Origin of the sequence: Pseudomonas sp. 6D_7.1_Bac1 (genome assembly GCF_025465945.1) — a bacterium.
GTDB lineage: Bacteria > Pseudomonadota > Gammaproteobacteria > Pseudomonadales > Pseudomonadaceae > Aquipseudomonas.
In genome coordinates this window covers 329362-348074 of the sequence record NZ_JANLNW010000052.1, presented here as the reverse complement: position 1 = coordinate 348074, position 18713 = coordinate 329362, and the positions used below count along the sequence as shown (strand labels likewise).

Below are 18713 nucleotides of genomic sequence, written 5' to 3'. Positions count from 1 at the left end.
GAACAGCTCGAGCGAATGGCTCGACATCCGCCCATGTTGCTCGCCGCTGTAGCGACCATGACTGATCACACCCTGGTCGTAACCCAGGCTGGTGCCGTACTCGGCAAGCACCGGACGCAGCCACTCCCAGTTCACCGGGCGACTCCAGCGCAGGTCGTTGCGCCAGTAACCACCACTATCACCGGACAGCGACTGGTCCTTGTAACCACGGATCGACGACAACCCGCCAAGGCTTGTGCGCTGCGGGCTGAACAGCACATCTTCGCTGCGCTGGCCGGTCATCAGGCTGCTGAAGCTCAATGACTCGTCCCAAAGCTTGAACGGCTGCAGGTAGCTCAGGGTCGCGGTGTATTTACGGTACCGCGCATCCGGGTCGCCGGGTCCCGGATGACCATTGCTCTGGGCATCGAAGGCGCCGATACCTTTCTGCATGCCCAGGTCGAAGTTGACGAAGGCTGAGCCGACACGCCGTCCGTGGTTGATTCCGAACTGTGCTTCGCTCAGATGGTTACTGCTCAGGGCCAGCTTGCTGTCTTCGATGAAGTTGTTGTTGCGCATGTGAGACACACCGACGCTCAAGGACGTCTTGCTCACGGCATCGCGATAGATCACTCGCTCAGCCTTGAACTGGTGAGTCTTGCTGTCGCCGGTCTGCTTGAAGTCGTAACCATTGGCGGCAATCAGTGAGCGGTAATCGCTCTGGCTGTAGCTGTAGTTGAAATTCCACCAGCCCCACGGCAGGTTGTAATTGAGCATGGCGTTGCTCGAGGTGTGGTTATGATTGCTCCCCGCATCGTCACCACCGCGCAACATCAACTGGTCTGCCAGCCCCAGCGGGCTGTCCCAGTCAAAGGTCGTGCCCCACTGCTGTTCGCCAGTGCTGCGCTGGCCTTCGTTGTTGCGTGACAAACCGGCACGCCAAGGCTTTTGCGGGGTGTTCTTGACCAGTACTTCGCTGCCTCCCACCTCCTTGCCCGGCGCCAATTCCATCTGTGCCTGATTGGAGGGCAAGCGGTTCAACTGATCGACCAGTTGCTCGATCTCTCGCAGGTTGACCAACTGCCCGGCCTTGCCCGGGAAGGCCATGGCCAGTTCACGGTCCGACAGCTTGCTGCCCTCTGCGCCTTTGATGCCTTCGAGCTTGCCCTCGACCACCAGTACCTTCAAATGACCGGCAGACAAATCCTGCTGCGGCAAGTAGGCACGACTGGTCACCAGACCTTTCTCAAGGTAGTAATCGGTGATGACTTTGAGCAGTTCGTTGAGCTGGGTGACGCCCAGGCACTGGCCGATGTAAGGCTTGAGCAAACGCTCGCGCTCACTGGCCGAAAGGCTGTCGGCACCTTTGAGTTCGATGTCTTTGATGGGGAAGCAACGGGTATCGGCAGGGGCTGTCGGCACGGTCGGCGTGACGGCTTTGCCGGGCAGTTCCTTGAGTTCTTCGAGACGTCGGCGCTGCTCTTCGAGCAGGCGATCCTGGCGTTCGCGGATCAGATCTTGATCACCGGGGGTGGGTGCGGCGTGGGCAAGGTTTACGCTGGTGAAACACAGCAATAGACACGGCAAAGCCGCACACAGCCTCTTCCCGAGGGTGTGCAGGTACATGTTCGATCCCTCGAAAGACAAGTGATATCAATATGATGGCCGCATGGTAATTTGCCATTATTGTGACGTCAATAAGACAGGTACGAGTTTGTTGCGAAATATGTCTTGATTGACACGTACATTCACAGCTCACGCTTTGTCGTCTCAGAATCCAGTGGGGCTCCTGAGGGCGCTGAGGTCAGGCTCGATCTCACGATCGCCATAGGCTGAAAATGCAAAAGCCCGGACACTGGGTCCGGGCTTTTGGGTGAATCACCGTGACGCGTTATTCAGCGGCCGGTGCTTCTGGCTTGCGGCGCTTGAGCGGCGCCATGCCGTCCTTGCTGACCAGCGACAAGGCGTCGGTCTTCGGCCGGTTGGCGATCTTGCGTTTGGTCGGGGCCTTGGCGCCGGTTTTCTTCTTGTCGCCCTTGGCGTCTACTTTTTTCTTCTTCACGCCAACGGCTTTGCCCGACGCCTTGACCTTTTTCGGTCCGCCGTAGGTGCCTTTGACTTCCTTGATGGTGCGGCGCTCGAAGCTCTGCTTGAGGTAGCGCTCGATGCTCGACATCAGGTTCCAGTCGCCGTGGCAGATCAGCGAGATGGCCAGGCCATCGTTGCCGGCGCGGCCGGTACGACCGATGCGGTGAACGTATTCGTCGCCGCTGCGCGGCATGTCGAAGTTGATCACCAGGTCCAGGCCTTCCACGTCCAGGCCGCGAGCGGCAACGTCGGTGGCGACGAGGATCTTCACCCCGCCCTGCTTCAGACGGTCGATCGCCAGTTTGCGATCCTTCTGGTCTTTCTCACCGTGCAAGACGAACGCCTTGTACTCCTGTGCCACCAGACGGCCGTAGATACGGTCGGCCATGGCCCGGGTGTTGGTGAAGACGATGGCCTTCTGATAGGTCTCGTTGGCCAGCAGCCAGTTAACGATCTGTTCTTTGTGCTGGTTGTGGTCAGCGGTGATGATTTGCTGACGGGTGGTGTCGTTCAACTGGCTGACGGCGTTGAGCTGCAAGTGCTCCGGGTTGTTCAGCACCTTGGCAATCATCTCGCGCAGGCCCGAACCGCCGGTGGTGGCGGAGAACAGCATGGTCTGCTGACGGTTGGTGCATTCTTCGACCAGACGCTGCACATCTTCGGCAAAGCCCATGTCGAGCATGCGGTCGGCTTCGTCGAGCACCAGCACTTCAACTTCTTTCAAGTCGAGGTTGCCGGCGTTCAGTTGCTCGATCATCCGGCCCGGGGTGCCGATCAGAATGTCCGGCACCTTGCGCAGCATGGCCGCCTGGACCTTGAAGTCTTCACCGCCAGTGATCAGGCCAGACTTGATGAAGGTGAACTGCGCAAAGCGTTCAACTTCCTTGATGGTCTGCTGGGCCAGCTCGCGGGTCGGCAGCAGGATCAGGGTTTTGATGCTGACGCGGACTTTGGCCGGGCCGATCAAACGGTTGAGGATCGGCAATACGAATGCAGCGGTTTTGCCGCTACCGGTTTGCGCAGTCACCCGCAGGTCACGCCCTTGGAGCGCGAGCGGGATAGCCGCTGCTTGCACAGGCGTTGGCTCGACAAATTTAAGCTCGGCCACGGCTTTGAGCAGGCGTTCGTGCAGGGCGAATTGGGAAAACACGGGTGCTACCTCGAAGAAATACAAAAAATCAGCTGCATAGGGTAACGGTTTCGAGCGCGAAGGCCGAGTTTCTTTATACGAACGGGCACAAACAGTGGCTATTTTGTTTGCTGATTTGTCCCCGAACGTCACTCGATGCGTCTTAAATGCTCCAATCGACCCACCTCATCCTACAGAAAAATCGTTTTAGCCCATGGATCTCAGAGTATCAGTCGACATCAACGTTGCCTGTCACGCTGCTTTCGCGAGCAAGCTCGCTCCCACAGATTTAGTGTGCGGGCACCCGCTTTTGTACACCCAACCGGCTGATCCACACCGCGGCCAGAATCACCGAGCCGCCCAGGAACAACCGCCCCAGAGGTTCATGTTGATTCCAGATCAGCAAATTGATCAGCAACCCCACCGGCACGTGCAGGTTGTTCATCACCGCCAGGGTCCCGCCATTGACCAGGCAGGCGCCCTTGTTCCACCAGTACAGGCCCAACGCAGTCGACACCAGTCCGAGGAACACCAGCACGCCCCACTGCAGCGGCGCTTCGGGCAGGAAGTTCTGTTTGCCGAACAGCAGAAACGCCGGCAAGGCCACCGCCAGCGCCCCAAGGTAGAAGTACCCAAAGCGCCGGTAATGCGGCAGGTCGCTCGGATGGCGCGCCACCAGATGCTTGTACAGCACCTGACCGGCGGCGTAGGTGAAGTTGGCCAATTGCAGCAGCAGGAATCCCATGAAGAAGTCCGGATTGATCCGGTCATAGCGGATCACCGCCGCGCCGAGTACCGCAACCAACGCCGCCACCAGTGCCCAGGGATTGAAGCGGCGGTTCAGCGCATCCTCGATCAAGGTCACGTGCAACGGCGTGAGAATGGTGAACAGCAAGACCTCCGGCACCGTCAGTACCCGAAAGCTCAGGTACAGGCAAACGTAGGTCACGCCGAACTGCAACGCGCCGATCAACAGCATCCCGCGCATGAACGCCGGTTCCACCTGACGCCAGCGGGTCAATGGAATGAACACCAGCCCCGCCAGCAACACCCGCACCAGCACCGCGAAGTAACTGTCGACATGCCCGGCCAGGTATTCGCCGATCAAACTGAAGGAAAACGCCTGAATCAGCGTGACAAAAAGTAGATAGCCCATGCTCGCCTCGTTTCGAATGGCGGCGACGATAGCGGGTTTTGCTATTCACTGCGAATCATCAGGCAACACATAAATCCACTGTGGGAGCGAGCCGGCTCCGGGCGGCGTTCCGACGATGATGGTGTGTCAGTCGATATCAATGGTGAATGTGATCCCCCATCGCGAGCAGGCTCGCTCCCACAGGGGGTGTGCCCACTCACCAAATCCAAGTCAAAAAAAAGCCCGATCTCGCTAAAGCGTTCAATCGGGCTAGAGCACTCATGAGCAACAAGTGCAAAGGGAGGTTCGATGCGCGAACCGGCTTGAAGGGGTGTACGAGCGCTACTTAACCATCAGGTGATTATCTGGCGATTAACGGCTCAGGCGACCTGGGCCAGCTTGGCGTTGGCCTGGTTCAGGCCCTTCTCGTGGAAGTCACCGCCCAGGTTCATGCCTTCGGCGTGAATGAAGGTGACGTCGTGGATACCGATGAACGCCATGACCTGACGCAGGTACGGTTCCTGGTGATCCGAAGTGCTACCGGTGTGGATCCCGCCACGAGCGGTCAGGACAAACGCCCTTTTACCGTTGAGCAGACCTTGCGGACCAGTTTCGGTGTACTTGAAGGTCACGCCGGCACGCAGCACATGGTCGAGCCAGGCTTTGAGTGTGCTGGGAATCGCGAAGTTGTACATCGGCGCGGCCATGACCAATACGTCGGCGGCCAGCAGTTCGTCGGTCAACTGGTTGGAACGCTCCAGCGACGACTGTTCGGTTTCGTTGCGTTGCTCGGCAGGTTTCATCCAGCCACCCAGCAGGTTGGCATCCAGGTGCGGAACCGGATGGGTCGCCAGGTCACGGACGGTGATCTGATCGGCCGGGTGTGCAGCTTTCCATTGGCTGATGAAGGTTTGAGTCAGCTGACGCGATACCGAGTCTTGCTGGCGGGCACTGCTTTCGATGATCAGAACGCGGGACATGGGATGTAGCCTCCATCGGTGAATGCTGTAAGTCGATGGAGTGGAGATTAAACAGAGTCGTATCGATGAAAAAGCACAAATAACTGCTATAACCCATCAATAAATTCGTTTATAAGCGGAGCATGCCTACCCCGCTTTTGCGGCAGGCCTTATTTGGGCTTACAGCTCAGGGTGATGTACAGCTTGATGATTTCGCGGTTGAACCTGGCTGAAAGGTCGGCGCTTTTGCCGGCATCCAGGCTCACGCGGCGAGTACGCGGCGCTTCCGGGCCATTGCGGAATGCCACCGTGCATTCGGCGGCTTTACCGCTGTAGTTGTTCAGCGTAATGGCGCCCATGTCGCGAGCGGTGTCATAGGTGGTGTAGTCGATTTTCAGGCCGTTGAGTTCTTTTTGTACATCGATGGGGTAGGCAAACGCAGTCAGCGGCAGCATCGCCAGCACCACACAACAGATTTTTTTCATTCGGCAGCCTCCAATGGAAGCTGTCAGCTTAGGACAAGAGGAGCTCATCATGAAAGCGCCCCGCGTGACCCTTGATCAATGGCGAACGTTGCAAGCCGTGGTCGACCACGGTGGCTTCGCCCAGGCCGCCGAAGTGCTGCACCGCTCGCAATCGTCGGTCAGCTACACCGTGGCGCGCATGCAGGACCAGCTCGGCGTTCCGCTGCTGCGCATCGACGGCCGTAAAGCGGTGCTGACCGAAGCCGGCGGCGTGCTGCTACGCCGCTCGCGACAACTGGTCAAGCAGGCCAGTCAGCTTGAAGACCTCGCGCACCACATGGAGCAAGGCTGGGAAGCGGAAGTGCGGCTGGTGGTCGATGCCGCTTACCCAAGCGCTCGCCTCGTCCGTGCCTTGACCGCATTCATGCCGCAAAGCCGTGGTTGCCGGGTGCGTCTGCGCGAAGAGGTGTTGTCGGGCGTGGAGGAAGTCTTGCTCGAAGGCGTGGCCGACCTGGCCATCACCGGTCTCAGCATTCCCGGTTACCTTGGCGCGGAATTGAGCGACGTAGAATTTGTGGCCGTGGCCCACCCCGAACACCCGCTGCATCGTCTGAACCGCGAACTGAATTTCCAGGATCTGGAAACCCAGATGCAAGTGGTGATCCGCGACTCCGGTCGGCAGCAGCCACGGGACGTCGGCTGGCTCGGCGCTGAACAGCGCTGGACCGTCGGCAGCCTCGCCACTGCCGCGACCTTTGTCAGCAGCGGCCTGGGTTTCGCCTGGTTGCCCCGGCACATGATTGAACGGGAACTGAAGGAAGGTACGCTCAAGCTGCTACCGTTGGATCAGGGCGGCAGTCGAAACCCGAGCTTCTATCTGTATTCGAACAAGGACAAACCCTTGGGCCCGGCGACGCAGATCCTCATCGAACTGCTGCGCACCTTTGATACCGCGCCGCTGGATGCGCCTTTCGCTGCACCAGAACAAGCCTGACAAGGAGTTGCGCCATGGCCTATTTCGAACACGAAGGTTGCACGTTGCACTACGAGGAATATGGCCACGGCACGCCACTGCTGCTGGTTCACGGGCTGGGTTCGAGTACGCTGGACTGGGAAAAACAGGTCCCCGAGCTCTCGACCCGCTACCGGGTGATCATCCCGGATATACGCGGCCACGGTCGCTCCGACAAACCCCGCGAGCGCTACAGCATTGCTGGTTTCAGCGCTGACCTGGTCGCGCTGATCGAGCACCTGAACCTCGGACCGGCACACCTGGTCGGGTTGTCCATGGGCGGGATGATCGGTTTTCAACTGGCGGTGGATCAGCCATCGCTGCTTAAAAGCTTGTGCATCGTCAATAGCGCCCCCGAGGTCAAAGTCCGTACGGCGGATGAGTACTGGCAATGGTTCAAACGCTGGAGCCTGATGCACCTGCTCAGCCCCGGCACCTTCGGCACGGCCCTTGGCAGCAAACTGTTCCCCAAACCTGAACAGGCGCAATTGCGGCAAAAGATGGCCGAGCGCTGGGCAAAAAACGACAAACGTGCTTTTCTCGCCAGCTTCAACGCCATCGTTGGCTGGGGGGTTCAGGAACGACTGTCGAAAGTCACTTGTCCAACCCTGATCGTCAGCGCCGACCGCGACTACACGCCGGTAGCACTGAAAGAAACCTATGTAAAACTGCTGCCCGATGCGCGGCTGGTGGTGATCGATGATTCACGCCACGCCACGCCATTGGACCAGCCGCAACGTTTCAACCAAACCCTGCTTGAATTTCTAACCGCAGTCGACACCACTACCCAGGATCACTGACCCATGCTGAAAAAAATCGCCCTCGTCACAGGCTCCGTTCTGTTCGCCGCCAACCTGATGGCCGCGCAAGCGGACAAGGCTCCGCACGTCTTGCTCGACACCACCAACGGCCAGATCGAAATCGAACTGGACCCGGTCAAGGCACCGATCAGCACCAAGAACTTTCTTGCCTATGTCGACAGCGGCTTTTACAACAACACGATTTTTCACCGTGTCATTCCTGGGTTCATGATCCAGGGCGGTGGTTTTACTCAACAAATGCAGCAAAAAGAAACCAAAGAGCCGATCAAGAACGAATCCAAAAACGGTTTGCATAACGTTCGCGGAACGCTGTCCATGGCCCGTACTTCGGTCCCGGACTCGGCTACCAGCCAGTTCTTCGTCAACGTCAAGGACAACGACTTCCTCGACCAGGGTGACGGCTATGCAGTATTCGGTAAAGTCGTGAAAGGCATGGACGTGGTCGACATCATCGTCAACTCGCGAACCACCACCAAACAAGGCATGTCGGATGTGCCAGTCGACCCGGTGTTCATCAAGTCGGCCAAGCGCATCGACTAAGCTGTACAGGGAGTCTTGAGCTGCGCTTCTTTGCAGAGGCGCGGCTCACATCGCTTAAAGGAGAGCCCGTGCGCGGGCGGAGAACCAATGCTTTATCGTCGTTTCGAAAAACTGATCGATATTTTCCGTGACGCCCCGACGGCGGCTCCGCCGAACCGTGTTCTCCCCTTCTATACCTACTACCTGCGCCAGGTGTGGCCGAGTTTTGTCGCACTGTTGATCGTCGGCCTGTTCGGCGCGTTGATCGAAGTGGCGCTGTTCAGTTACCTGAGCCGCATCATCGACCTGGCCCAGGGCACGCCGAATGCAGACTTCTTCAACGTCCACGGCGTCGAGCTGGCCTGGATGGCGGTGGTCGCGCTGATTCTGCGGCCAGTATTCGTCGGCCTGCATGACCTGCTGGTGCATCAAACCCTGAGCCCCGGCATGACCAGCATGATTCGCTGGCAAAACCACAGTTACGTGCTCAAACAGAGCCTGAATTTTTTCCAGAACGACTTCGCCGGACGCATCGCCCAACGGATCATGCAGACCGGCAACTCCCTGCGCGACTCCGCGGTGCAGGCCGTTGACGCGTTGTGGCATGTGCTGATCTACGCGATCAGCTCGCTGGTGCTGTTCGCCGAAGCCGACTGGCGTCTGATGATTCCGCTATTGACCTGGATCGCCTGCTACATCGGCGCACTGTGCTACTTCGTGCCACGGGTCAAGGAGCGCTCGGTGGTGTCTTCCGATGCACGCTCCAAACTCATGGGCCGGATCGTCGACGGCTACACCAACATCACCACGCTGAAACTCTTCGCCCACACCAACTACGAACAGCAATACGCCCGTGAGGCGATTGAAGAGCAGACCGAAAAATCCCAACTGGCCGGCCGTGTGGTCACCAGCATGGACGTGGTCATCACCAGCATGAACGGCCTACTGATCGTCGGCACCACGGGCCTGGCGCTGTGGCTGTGGACCCAGTCGCTGATCTCGGTAGGCGCCATCGCCCTGGCCACCGGTCTGGTGATCCGAATCGTCAACATGTCGGGCTGGATCATGTGGGTGGTCAACGGCATCTTCGAAAACATCGGCATGGTCCAGGACGGTCTGCAAACCATCGCCCAGCCGATCAGCGTCACCGACCGCGAGCCTGCGCCGCGCCTGCAAGTGGCCCGTGGCGAAGTGTGTTTCGAGCACGTGGCGTTTCACTATGGCAAGAAAAGCGGAATCATCGGCGACCTCAACCTGACCATCAAACCCGGCGAAAAAATCGGCTTGATCGGCCCTTCAGGCGCTGGCAAATCGACTCTGGTCAACCTGTTGCTACGCCTCTACGACCTGCAGGACGGGCAGATTCTGGTGGACGGGCAGAATATCGCCAACGTGGCCCAGGAAAGTCTGCGCGAGCGGATCGGCATGATCACCCAGGACACTTCACTGCTGCACCGTTCGATTCGTGACAATCTGCTTTACGGCAAACCCGACGCCACCGACGAAGAACTCTGGGAGGCGGTCTGCAAGGCCCGCGCCGACGAATTCATCCCGTTGCTCTCGGACGCCGAAGGCCGCACCGGTTTCGATGCGCACGTCGGTGAGCGTGGGGTGAAACTCTCCGGTGGCCAGCGCCAACGGATCGCCATCGCCCGGGTGTTGCTCAAGGACGCGCCAATCCTGATCATGGACGAAGCCACCTCGGCCCTGGACTCGGAAGTCGAAGCGGCGATTCAGGAAAGCCTGGAAACCTTGATGCAGGGCAAGACCGTGATCGCTATCGCTCACCGGCTTTCGACCATCGCGCGGATGGATCGTCTGGTAGTCCTGGAAAAAGGCCGGATCGCCGAGAGCGGCAGCCATGCCGAACTCCTGGCCCATGGCGGGTTGTATGCGCGGTTGTGGCAGCACCAGACCGGTGGGTTTGTCGGGATCGATTGAGGAGTCTTTCTGTGGCGAGGGAGCTTGCTCCCGCTCGGGCGCGAAGCGGCCGCAGATTCCGGCCTGCCACAACGCCGCCGCCTGCATTGGGACAGCTTCGCTGTCCAGCGGGAGCAAGCTCCCTCGCCACGAGTGCCTCCATCAGCTCAAAAAAACCACCAGAGCGCTCTAACCTCAGCCTTGCCGGTAGGGCAAGGCGGTCTTCGCCTCTTCTGCATACCCCATGACACCCACACGTTCGCGCTCAAGAAAATCCTTCACGGCCGCTTTCAATCCTGGATGACGCAAGTAGTGCCAGGAATGGGTGATCACCGGTTCAAAACCGCGAATCAGTTTGTGCTCGCCCTGAGCACCGGCATCAAAGCGCTGCACGCCATGGGCGATGGCGTAATCGATGCCCTGATAGAAACAGGTCTCGAAATGCAGACGATCAAACTCCGCCAGACATCCCCAATAGCGACCATAAAAACTGTCGCCCCCCAGCAGGCTGAACGCCATCGCCACCGGACGTGAGCCTTGCCTGGCCAGCACCACCCGAATCGTTTCGGGCATGCGTTCGGCCAACAGACTGAAAAACTCCCGTGTCAGGTAGGGCGACTGGCGACGCACCGCGTAGGTATTGGCATAGCAGGCGTAGACGAAATCCCACTGGGCCTGATCGAGTTGATGGCCCTCAAGCCACTCGAACTCAATCCCCAGTCCCGCCACTTGCTCACGTTCCTTGCGCATCTGCTTGCGCTTGCGAGAACTGAGTGCGTCGAGGAAGTCCTGAAAATCCCGATAACCACGATTCTGCCAGTGGTACTGGCAGCCGATCCGTTGCAACCAGCCGGGTTGCTCTGCCAATGCGGCATCGGTGAAGGCGTCGGTAAAGTTGATATGGGCGCTGGAGAGCCCTTCAATTTCCAGATAACCCGGCACGCTGTTCAGCAGTTCGAAACCGTCCTGCACGGTGGCTGCCAACAAACGTGGCCCGCTGACCGGGCTGAAGGGCACCGCTGTCAGCAGCTTGGGGTAGTAATCGATCCCGGCACGCTCACAGGCATCGGCCCAGGCATGGTCGAACACGTATTCGCCGTAGGAGTGCCATTTGCGATAGCTCGGCAATGCCGCGAGCAGCCGACCGTCTTCGATGTGCAGCAGATGCTCCGGCTGCCAGCCAGACTGCGACCCCAGGCTGCCACTGTCTTCCAGCGTGCCCAGAAAAGCGTGACGCAGAAACGGCTGAGTCTCGGGCACCAGCGCATCCCACTCTTGAGGTGCAATGGCAGACAGACTGTCCAATACGTGTAACGGCATCCTGTTCCCCGACGGTTGTTGCGCAGCGATTGTTGCCCTGCGACCCGCCGAGTATCCCCCATCCCTCGGCGAGCCGGAATAGCCCCCTGCCGCACGTTACGATCCCAGGTGCAACAGCAGAAAATCGATGAACGCCCGCGACTTGTGCGGCAGGTGCGGGCTGTTGGGGAATACCACATTGACCGACTGCGACGGCAGGGTGTAATCGGGCAGCAGCTGGACCAGCCTGCCGTTGGCAATATCGTCGTCCACTACCCAGACGGGAAGCACCGAGACACCGAGGGACGACAAGGTCATGGCGCGAATGGCGGTGGATGAGTTGGACTCGAAGTGATTCGGTCCCGTGACCTCGACCTCACCCTTGAACCGATGACGCAGGATCCAGTTGGTCGGCCCTTGCAAATTGCTGTTGGCGATCCAGGGCACTGCGTTCAGGTCCTGGGGTTCGAGCACCGGCCAACGCTTGAGAAACGCCTCGGTCGCCACCAGCACGATTTCATAGTCCGCCAGCTTGCGGCTCTTGAACGCCGAGTCCGCCAGATTGCCCAGACGAATAACCAGATCGAGTTTTTCTGCAACCAGATCATTGAGCGAAGAGTTAAAGCTGTAACTCAAGCGTATTTCGGGATAGCGCTCGGTAAACCTGGATATTATCGGAAGAATGTACTTTTCGCCGTACTCGCTAGTTGAGCTGAATCGCAACTTCCCGGAAATACGATTATGCCCCTGCACTACATTTTCAAAGGCGTTATCGATAGTCGCGACAATGCCCTTGAACTCATCGTAAAAGTTCTGCCCTACTTCTGTCAGGGCAATGTTTCGGGTATTACGGATCAGCAGGGTTACTGAAAGAACTTCCTCCAGCGCCTTGACATGAAGGCTGGCCATGGCTTTGCTGATGCACAGGTAGTTGGCAGCCTTGGTGTAGGAGCCGAAGTCGACAACCGCAAGAAATGTCTGGACGCGGTTAAGATGGGTGTGCATGTTATAACTCATTGTTAAATTCCATCAAACAATGTTTCAAGTATAGGCGTATCGACACTTTCGGTCTATCGCTCCTATGATCCCCGCCAAAAGGGAGATCATATGACTTATCGCTACAAAGTGGCTCTTATATTCCTCATCGGGTTCTTTATCGACTGCGTCAATATATTCATGTCGGCGGTGGCATTGCCGAGTATTGCTGATGACATGCACGTCTCGACGTCCTCCGTGGCCTGGGTGGCCAATGCCTATATTCTCGGCCTGACCCTGATCATTCCGATCAGCACCTGGCTGGCCGAACGATTTGGCAGCCGGGAAATTCTCACCGCCTCGATGCTGGTGTTCAGTGTCGCCGTCGGGTTGTGCGGCATGGCAAGCAGCTTCCATGAACTGGTGGGTTGGCGTTTCGTCCAGGGCATCGGAGGCGGCTTGCTGATTCCCGTGGGCCAGGCCTTGACCTTCAACCTGTTCAAGGGAGACCAGCGGGCGAAAATTTCCACGCTGGTGATGGCTGTGGCCCTGATCGCACCGGCCATCTCCCCCACCATCGGCGGTGTCATCGTCGACACCAGTTCCTGGCGCTGGGTGTTCTACTGCAACATCCCGTTCTCGTTGATCGCCGCCGGTCTGTCCTGGCTGTGGATCAAGGAAGAACGCCCTGTCGACCTCGCTAGGCCCGACATCAAGGGGCTGCTGCTGGTGAGCGCGGCGCTGGGCTGCGTGTTGATGGGCATGTCACTGTACGGCGGCGATTACCCGGCCATGGCGGCGCTAATCTGCCTCACGGCGGGCGTCACCTTTATCCTGCTGTACCTGCTGCACTATCGCCGCAGCAAGAACGCCATCGTTGAACTGAGTCTGCTCAAGAGCAAGAAGCTCAGCACCTCGATCTTTATCTATTACGCCATTCCCGGGGTATTCACCGGGGTCAACCTGCTCAATATTTTCTACCTGCAAAACAGCCTGAAGTTCAGCGCGCAACTGACCGGCATGTTCATGATTCTCTACGCCCTCGGCGCCTTCATCGCCATGCTGATTTGCGGCCGGGTCTACAACCGGTTGGGCGCAAGGTATCTGTTCACCCTGGGCATGTTGCTGCACAGCGCCGGCATCGCCACGCTGTACCTGGTGAACAGCCCGTCGGACCTGCCGGTCATCATCATTGCTTACTGCCTGATGGGTATCGGCGGCGGCATTGGCGCCAACACGGCGCAGACCACCTCGCTCCTGGACTTCGAAGGCGACGCCACCCACAAGGGCAGCGTGATCTGGAACATCAACCGGCAGATGTCCTTCAGCATCGGTGCCGCGCTGTTTCTGATGATCTACAACCTGCTGCTCAAGCACCTTGAATCGACCCAGGCCTACCACCTGACCTTCGCCATTGCCGCCTTGATCGGATTGTTTCCCCTGTTGCAGATGAGCAACCTCAACACTCAAAAGGAACGTCATGCACAACAAAATAGTTGAACAGGCACAGCACAGCATCCACGCGATCCACGACCTGATCCACGCCATTTTCACCAATCACCAGGGTGACGGTGCCGCCAGGATCGACGAACTGATGCCCGCCTTCGCCGAGAATTTCAGCATGGTCACGACCTCTGGCGCCATCGTCAATCGCGCTCAGGTCGAGCAGATGTTCCGTGGCGCCGTCGGTGCGCGGGCAGGCCTGGAGATTGGTATCAGCGACATGCTGACCATCTGGCAGGAAGGCCACAGCGCGGCGATCCGCTACAAGGAAACCCACCGGCTGAACCAGCAGGAAACATCGCGTCTCTCGGTGGTGGTGATTCGCATCGACGAGCACTCGGCCCAGTGGCTTTACCTGCACGAAACACCGTTAAGCTAAAGGCGAGCTGCACATGAATTACCAGATTACCCAGTGCCGGATGCTCTCGCAGAACATCAAGGAAATCACTGTCACCGCACACACCGCAGGCCAGGGTACCCCGGCCGCCGGCGCCCATTTCAAGTGGTGGATTCCTGGACTCGATCAATGGCGGCACTACTCCACCGTCCAGTTGAACGAACACAACCTGTCGGCAGACAGCCATGTATTTGCCATTCGCCTCGGCGATGACTCCGCCAGCAGCGGTTACATCCGCGGCCTGGCGGCGGGTGACAGCGTCAGGCTCGACGGGCCGTTCAACGCGTTCACCTATGCCCCAGGCAAGGACGACGGCACTGATATCGCCATTGCCGGCGGCATCGGTATTACACCGCTGACGGGCATTCTCGGGCACCTGAACACCCTGGGGCGCCCCGTTCACTTGCACTACTTTGCCAAGTGCGAAGCGCAAGCCGCCTATGCCGGGGAAATGCGCAACCTGCTCCAGGACCGCGTGACGTTTCACTATTCCGCCCAACCCGAAGGACGCCCCAGCGTGTCTGCGGTGCTTGATCGGTTGCAGCCCCATGACCGGCTCTACGTCTGCGGCCCTCAAGGGATGCTCAACGAGGTCTTCAGCCACGCCGAGACCCTGGGACTGGCGCGTGAACGTATTCACTTCGAAGTGTTTAACACCGAGCGAGACGCCCACGATTCAGGGTTTGACGTCGAGGCGGTCGAGTCCGGCGTGGTGCTGCGGGTGAATGCCGACCAGTCATTGCTCGACGCGCTCGAAGCCGCCGGCCTGGAACCGCTCTACGACTGCCGTCGGGGCGAGTGCGGCGTCTGCGCGCTGGATGTGCTGGAAGGTGAAGTCGAGCACCGCGACTTCATCATGAGTGCGAAGGAAGCCGCTTGCAGCGCCAGGATGTATCCCTGCGTCTCGCGGGCCAAGAGCCCGAGCCTGAAACTCGCCCTCTAAAGAGAGAACCGTGTTGGACAACTACTTCAACGGCAAGGAAGTGCACAAGGCACTCTTCCTCGATCCGTCTATTTTCGAACAAGAACAACTCAAGATATTTGCCGCCAGCTGGTGCTACCTGGGTCACGAAAGCCTGATACCCCAGACCGGCGACTTCTTCACCGGCACCCTCGCCGGACAACCCCTGGCCATGGTGCGGCAGAAAAACGGCGAGATCATCGTCCTGCACAATCGCTGCCCGCACAAGGGCGTGAAAGTCCTGGCCGAACCGCGCGGCAACGTCGGCCGTTTCATCCGCTGCCCGTACCACGCCTGGACCTTCAAGACCGATGGACAGTTGCTCAGCATTCCGGTGAAAAAGGAATACGACGACTGCGACCTCGACAGTTGCACCGCCCACAAGGGCATGCGGCCGGTCGCGGCAACCGAGAACTATCGCGGCTTCGTGTTTGTTCGCCTGACGGAAATCGGTGTCGACTTTACCGAGTTCTTCGGTGAATCCTTGTCGACCCTGGACAACATGGTCATGCGTTCGCCCCAGGGGCAGTTGCGCGCCATCGGTCAACCGCTGCTGCATCGTCATCGCTGCAACTGGAAGATGGTGGTCGACAACCAGACCGACACCTGCCACCCCATGGTCGCCCATGAGTCATCCGCCGGCGAAGCGATCCGTCTCTGGAAAGAAACCGGCAACACCGGAACGCCACCGATGGCGGTCGAGCTGTTCTCGCCGTTCATGGCCTCCTACGACTTCTTCAGTGCCATGGGCATCCGTACCTGGCCCAACGGGCACGGCCACACCGGTGTCAGCAACTCGATCCACAAGGCCTATTCCAGCATCCCCGGCTACTGGGAGCTGATGGTGCAAAGCTACGGTGAGACCCAGGCCGCGGCGATTCTCGATGACACCCGGCACAACACGGTCTATTTCCCCAACCTGATGGTCAAGGGGCCGATCCAGACCTTGCGGGTCATTCGCCCGGTGTCCGCCACCGAGACGGTGGTCGAATCGTGGATTTTCGAGCTGGTGGGTGCGCCTGAACAGTTGCTGGAAAGAACCGTGCAGTACAACAACCTGATCAACTCGCCGTGTTCGATGGTCGCCCACGATGATGTGGAAATGTACGAGCGCGCCACCGAAGGACTGCGCAGCCAGGCCAACGACTGGGTCAACGTTGCCCGCCTCTATGAACCCGGCGAATCCCATGAGCAGACCCGGGTGGTGTCCGGCACCAGCGAGCGGGCCATGCGCAACTTCTACAACACCTGGCAGCACCTGATGCAGGACCACGATGGAATTTCAGCACATGAGTAACCTGGCCATCGAAAACCTGATCTATGAAGAAATCAGACTGCTGGATCGCCAGGACTTCGACGCCTGGCAGCAATTGTTGTGCGAGGACTACACCTACTGGATTCCCCTGACGCGAGAACAGACCTGCCCGCTGCGGGAGTCGTCGCTGCTGTACGAAGACCGTTTCCTGACCACGCTGCGCATCAATCGCCTGGCCAATGCGCGCAATTTTTCACAGCAACCCAAAAGCCGCTGCCAGCACATTGCCCAGCGGCCCTGGGTCGAACTGGACCCGGAACAACTGACAGCGGTCAGCCACACCTCGATGTTGTACTGCGAAGCCCGTGGCGACAGTGAGTGGCACTACCCGGTCACCGTGGAGCATCAACTGCAATGCATCGACGGGCGCTGGAAAATCAAAAGTAAAAAAGTCCTTCTGCTCAATCCGTCCCGCGCGCTTGAAAGCCTGCAGCTCATTATCTGATTTCCGGAACACTCAATTGAACCTCACCCATTCAGGCTTCGATGAAGCCCAAGGCACCCGCTCGTTCCCAAACGTCGACCTGCTCTACGACTACGGACAATTCCTGCGGCGTGCCACCCACGCCATAGGCCATCTGCCACCTGACATCGCCCATAAACGGATCGGTATAGTCGGTGCGGGCCTGAGCGGCCTGGTGGCGGCTTATGAACTGCTGCGGGCCGGTGCCACTCACGTCACCCTGTTCGAAGCCAACAAAGAACGCCTGGGGGGACGCTTCCTGACCCAGTGTTTCAACGAGCAACACCCAGCGTTCATCGCCGAGATGGGCGCCATGCGTTTTCCTCCCAGTGAGGTCGGGCTGTTTCACTACCTCGACCGGTTCGGCATCAAGACCACCGAAGCCTTCCCCGACCCCGGGGTGGTGGACACGGAAATCCATTACCGCGGCGAGACCTACCACTGGGCGGCCGGCGAGCATCCACCCGAGATCTTCAACACGGTACACCGCGGCTGGAATGCCTTTCTCAAGGAAGGCGTGACCCTCGACAACGGGACCTACCTGGCGCCGCCGCTGCTGCTGACCGAGCTGCTGGAAAAGCACAGTTTCGAAGAAGTGCAGCCCGAGTGGCAGCGCTATCTGGATTGCTTCGGCGACCACTCTTTCTACTCGGCCATGGTGGAAATCTTTACCTGCAAGTCACCACCGGGCGGCAAGCCGTGGCGCAAACCCGAAGACTTCCATCTGTTCGGCTCGCTGGGTATCGGTTCGGGCGGTTTTCAGTCGGTGTATCGCGCATCGTTCACGGAAATCCTGCGTCTGGTGATCAACGCCCTTGAGGTCAACCAGCGTCTGGTGCCCCGAGGCATTTCAACGCTGTCAGACCTGATCGCCGAAACGGTATTCGGCGGCATATCGCTGAGCGAGCGCATTTGCCGGACCCGCATCGAATCCATCAACAAAGGCGCCAATGGCGAGATTCTGCTGGAGGGTTGCAACGGTGAAACCTATGCCTGTGACCGGGTCATCACCACCGCGACGACCCGTGCCCTGCAAGTAAACATGCGCCTGACCCAGAATCAGGCGTTCGTGAGTCGCGACGTGGCGCGGGCCATCAACGAAACCCACATGGTGGGTTCGTCCAAGCTGTTCATCCTGACCCGGGACAAATTCTGGCTCAAGCACGGCCTGGCGCAGAACATCCAGACCGATACGCTGGTCAAGGGGGTCTACTGCCTGGACTACGCCCCGCAGGACCCGGAATCCTGGGGTGTGGTGCTGATCAGTTACACCTGGGAAGACGACTCGCACAAGATGGTTTCCATGACCGACAAGGTCCAGCGCTGCAAGCGTCTGGTGGATGAACTGGCGATGAGCGCCCCCGAATTCGCCCGCCATCTGGTGCCGCTGGAAGGTGACTACCAGCGTTACGTCATGGAGTACGACTGGCTGACCGACCCGCAGTCCCTGGGTGCGTTCAAGCTCAATTTCCCTGGCGATGACGTCTACTCGCAACGGTTGTTCTATCAGTTCCAGAGTGCCCTCGACCCGGAGCAGGACACAGGCCTATACCTGGCCGGCTGCGGCGCCTCGTTCACGGGCGGCTGGGCCGAAGGGGCGATCCAGACCGCCCTGAACTGCGCGTGCGCGGTGATCGCCAGCCTGGGCGGCGAATTGCTGGAAGGCAATCCGTTGGTCGACCTGCACTCGCACTACCGTTACTGCTGAAACGGTATATCCACCGATTTGCGATGAGATACCTGTATGCATAACCCGCTTTCAATCGAAGCACTC

General features: G+C 59.0%; 17 protein-coding genes. 10 read left to right on the top strand and 7 right to left on the bottom strand.

The window, feature by feature from the left end; genetic code table 11:
• From NTD87_RS14700 to NTD87_RS14680, 5 genes are all read right to left on the bottom strand, one after another.
• Positions 1–1605: ShlB/FhaC/HecB family hemolysin secretion/activation protein (locus NTD87_RS14700; protein WP_262114675.1), on the bottom strand; the 1605-nt coding region annotated here is incomplete at its 3' end.
• Between the two features lie 265 nt (positions 1606–1870).
• Entirely contained in the window at positions 1871–3217 is a 1347-nt protein-coding gene (locus NTD87_RS14695; RefSeq protein WP_123427900.1) for a DEAD/DEAH box helicase, read from the bottom strand.
• Positions 3218–3485: 268 nt separating this feature from the next.
• Positions 3486–4352, bottom strand: a complete 867-nt coding sequence (locus tag NTD87_RS14690) for a carboxylate/amino acid/amine transporter (RefSeq protein WP_262114674.1) — start codon at positions 4350–4352, stop codon at positions 3486–3488.
• Positions 4353–4711: 359 nt separating this feature from the next.
• Positions 4712–5311 carry an FMN-dependent NADH-azoreductase gene (locus tag NTD87_RS14685; RefSeq protein ID WP_262114673.1) on the bottom strand — a complete coding sequence of 200 codons (600 nt, stop codon included), beginning with the start codon at positions 5309–5311 and terminating at the stop codon, positions 4712–4714.
• A 149-nt stretch (positions 5312–5460) separates the two neighbouring features.
• Entirely contained in the window at positions 5461–5775 is a 315-nt protein-coding gene (locus NTD87_RS14680) for a 3-phosphoglycerate kinase (protein ID WP_262114672.1), read from the bottom strand.
• Between the two features lie 49 nt (positions 5776–5824).
• Between NTD87_RS14680 and NTD87_RS14675 the strand changes: the two genes are divergently transcribed.
• The 4 genes from NTD87_RS14675 to NTD87_RS14660 all read left to right on the top strand — a co-directional run bounded on the left by NTD87_RS14675 (position 5825) and on the right by NTD87_RS14660 (position 10047).
• The gene (locus tag NTD87_RS14675; protein WP_019648027.1) at positions 5825–6748 is read left to right on the top strand and encodes a LysR family transcriptional regulator; all 924 of its coding nucleotides are present in this window, start codon (positions 5825–5827) and stop codon (positions 6746–6748) included.
• 14 nt (positions 6749–6762) lie between these two features.
• Complete coding sequence (locus NTD87_RS14670; RefSeq protein WP_262114671.1) at positions 6763–7566, top strand: alpha/beta fold hydrolase; 804 nt, start codon at positions 6763–6765, stop codon at positions 7564–7566.
• Positions 7567–7569: 3 nt separating this feature from the next.
• Positions 7570–8127: a peptidylprolyl isomerase gene (locus tag NTD87_RS14665; protein WP_262114669.1), complete on the top strand. Its 558-nt coding sequence runs from the start codon at positions 7570–7572 to the stop codon at positions 8125–8127.
• An 87-nt stretch (positions 8128–8214) separates the two neighbouring features.
• Positions 8215–10047 carry an ABC transporter ATP-binding protein gene (locus tag NTD87_RS14660; protein ID WP_262114668.1) on the top strand — a complete coding sequence of 611 codons (1833 nt, stop codon included), beginning with the start codon at positions 8215–8217 and terminating at the stop codon, positions 10045–10047.
• 174 nt (positions 10048–10221) lie between these two features.
• On the opposite strand, the gene NTD87_RS14655 is transcribed toward NTD87_RS14660, so the two are convergent.
• Together NTD87_RS14655 and NTD87_RS14650 are read right to left on the bottom strand one after the other, a co-directional pair.
• Positions 10222–11346, bottom strand: coding sequence for a GNAT family N-acetyltransferase (locus tag NTD87_RS14655; protein ID WP_262114667.1), 1125 nt, complete (start codon positions 11344–11346; stop codon positions 10222–10224).
• Between the two features lie 96 nt (positions 11347–11442).
• Complete coding sequence (locus NTD87_RS14650; protein ID WP_262114666.1) at positions 11443–12330, bottom strand: LysR family transcriptional regulator; 888 nt, start codon at positions 12328–12330, stop codon at positions 11443–11445.
• 102 nt (positions 12331–12432) lie between these two features.
• Here NTD87_RS14650 and NTD87_RS14645 point away from each other — a divergent pair, with 102 nt between their 5' ends.
• The 6 genes from NTD87_RS14645 to NTD87_RS14620 are packed head-to-tail and all read left to right on the top strand — an operon-like array spanning position 12433 to position 18647.
• A complete protein-coding gene (locus NTD87_RS14645; RefSeq protein ID WP_262114665.1) occupies positions 12433–13800 on the top strand; it encodes an MFS transporter in 1368 nt (455 codons plus the stop codon).
• Complete coding sequence (locus NTD87_RS14640) at positions 13781–14182, top strand: DUF4440 domain-containing protein (RefSeq protein ID WP_262114664.1); 402 nt, start codon at positions 13781–13783, stop codon at positions 14180–14182. The genes NTD87_RS14645 and NTD87_RS14640 overlap by 20 nt, the downstream gene beginning before the upstream one ends.
• Before the next feature lie 13 nt (positions 14183–14195).
• Positions 14196–15143, top strand: coding sequence for a flavin reductase family protein (locus tag NTD87_RS14635; RefSeq protein ID WP_262114662.1), 948 nt, complete (start codon positions 14196–14198; stop codon positions 15141–15143).
• A 10-nt stretch (positions 15144–15153) separates the two neighbouring features.
• The gene (locus NTD87_RS14630) at positions 15154–16458 is read left to right on the top strand and encodes an aromatic ring-hydroxylating dioxygenase subunit alpha (protein ID WP_262114661.1); all 1305 of its coding nucleotides are present in this window, start codon (positions 15154–15156) and stop codon (positions 16456–16458) included.
• Positions 16451–16921, top strand: a complete 471-nt coding sequence (locus tag NTD87_RS14625; RefSeq protein WP_262114660.1) for an aromatic-ring-hydroxylating dioxygenase subunit beta — start codon at positions 16451–16453, stop codon at positions 16919–16921. The genes NTD87_RS14630 and NTD87_RS14625 overlap by 8 nt, the downstream gene beginning before the upstream one ends.
• A 16-nt stretch (positions 16922–16937) precedes the next feature.
• Positions 16938–18647 carry an NAD(P)/FAD-dependent oxidoreductase gene (locus NTD87_RS14620; protein ID WP_262114659.1) on the top strand — a complete coding sequence of 570 codons (1710 nt, stop codon included), beginning with the start codon at positions 16938–16940 and terminating at the stop codon, positions 18645–18647.
• The last annotated feature ends 66 nt before the right edge of the window (positions 18648–18713 follow it).

Excerpts from the sequence above, each read along its gene's own strand:
- NTD87_RS14680 (WP_262114672.1), bottom strand. The coding sequence starts at position 5,775 with ATGAAAAAAATCTGTTGTGTGGTGCTGGCGATGCTGCCGCTGACTGCG.
- NTD87_RS14640 (WP_262114664.1), top strand. The coding sequence starts at position 13,781 with ATGCACAACAAAATAGTTGAACAGGCACAGCACAGCATCCACGCGATC.
- NTD87_RS14655 (WP_262114667.1), bottom strand. The coding sequence starts at position 11,346 with ATGCCGTTACACGTATTGGACAGTCTGTCTGCCATTGCACCTCAAGAG.
- NTD87_RS14665 (WP_262114669.1), top strand. The coding sequence starts at position 7,570 with ATGCTGAAAAAAATCGCCCTCGTCACAGGCTCCGTTCTGTTCGCCGCC.
- NTD87_RS14660 (WP_262114668.1), top strand. The coding sequence starts at position 8,215 with ATGCTTTATCGTCGTTTCGAAAAACTGATCGATATTTTCCGTGACGCC.
- NTD87_RS14635 (WP_262114662.1), top strand. The coding sequence starts at position 14,196 with ATGAATTACCAGATTACCCAGTGCCGGATGCTCTCGCAGAACATCAAG.
- NTD87_RS14675 (WP_019648027.1), top strand. The coding sequence starts at position 5,825 with ATGAAAGCGCCCCGCGTGACCCTTGATCAATGGCGAACGTTGCAAGCC.
- NTD87_RS14670 (WP_262114671.1), top strand. The coding sequence starts at position 6,763 with ATGGCCTATTTCGAACACGAAGGTTGCACGTTGCACTACGAGGAATAT.
- NTD87_RS14690 (WP_262114674.1), bottom strand. The coding sequence starts at position 4,352 with ATGGGCTATCTACTTTTTGTCACGCTGATTCAGGCGTTTTCCTTCAGT.
- NTD87_RS14650 (WP_262114666.1), bottom strand. The coding sequence starts at position 12,330 with ATGCACACCCATCTTAACCGCGTCCAGACATTTCTTGCGGTTGTCGAC.
- NTD87_RS14685 (WP_262114673.1), bottom strand. The coding sequence starts at position 5,311 with ATGTCCCGCGTTCTGATCATCGAAAGCAGTGCCCGCCAGCAAGACTCG.
- NTD87_RS14645 (WP_262114665.1), top strand. The coding sequence starts at position 12,433 with ATGACTTATCGCTACAAAGTGGCTCTTATATTCCTCATCGGGTTCTTT.
- NTD87_RS14625 (WP_262114660.1), top strand. The coding sequence starts at position 16,451 with ATGAGTAACCTGGCCATCGAAAACCTGATCTATGAAGAAATCAGACTG.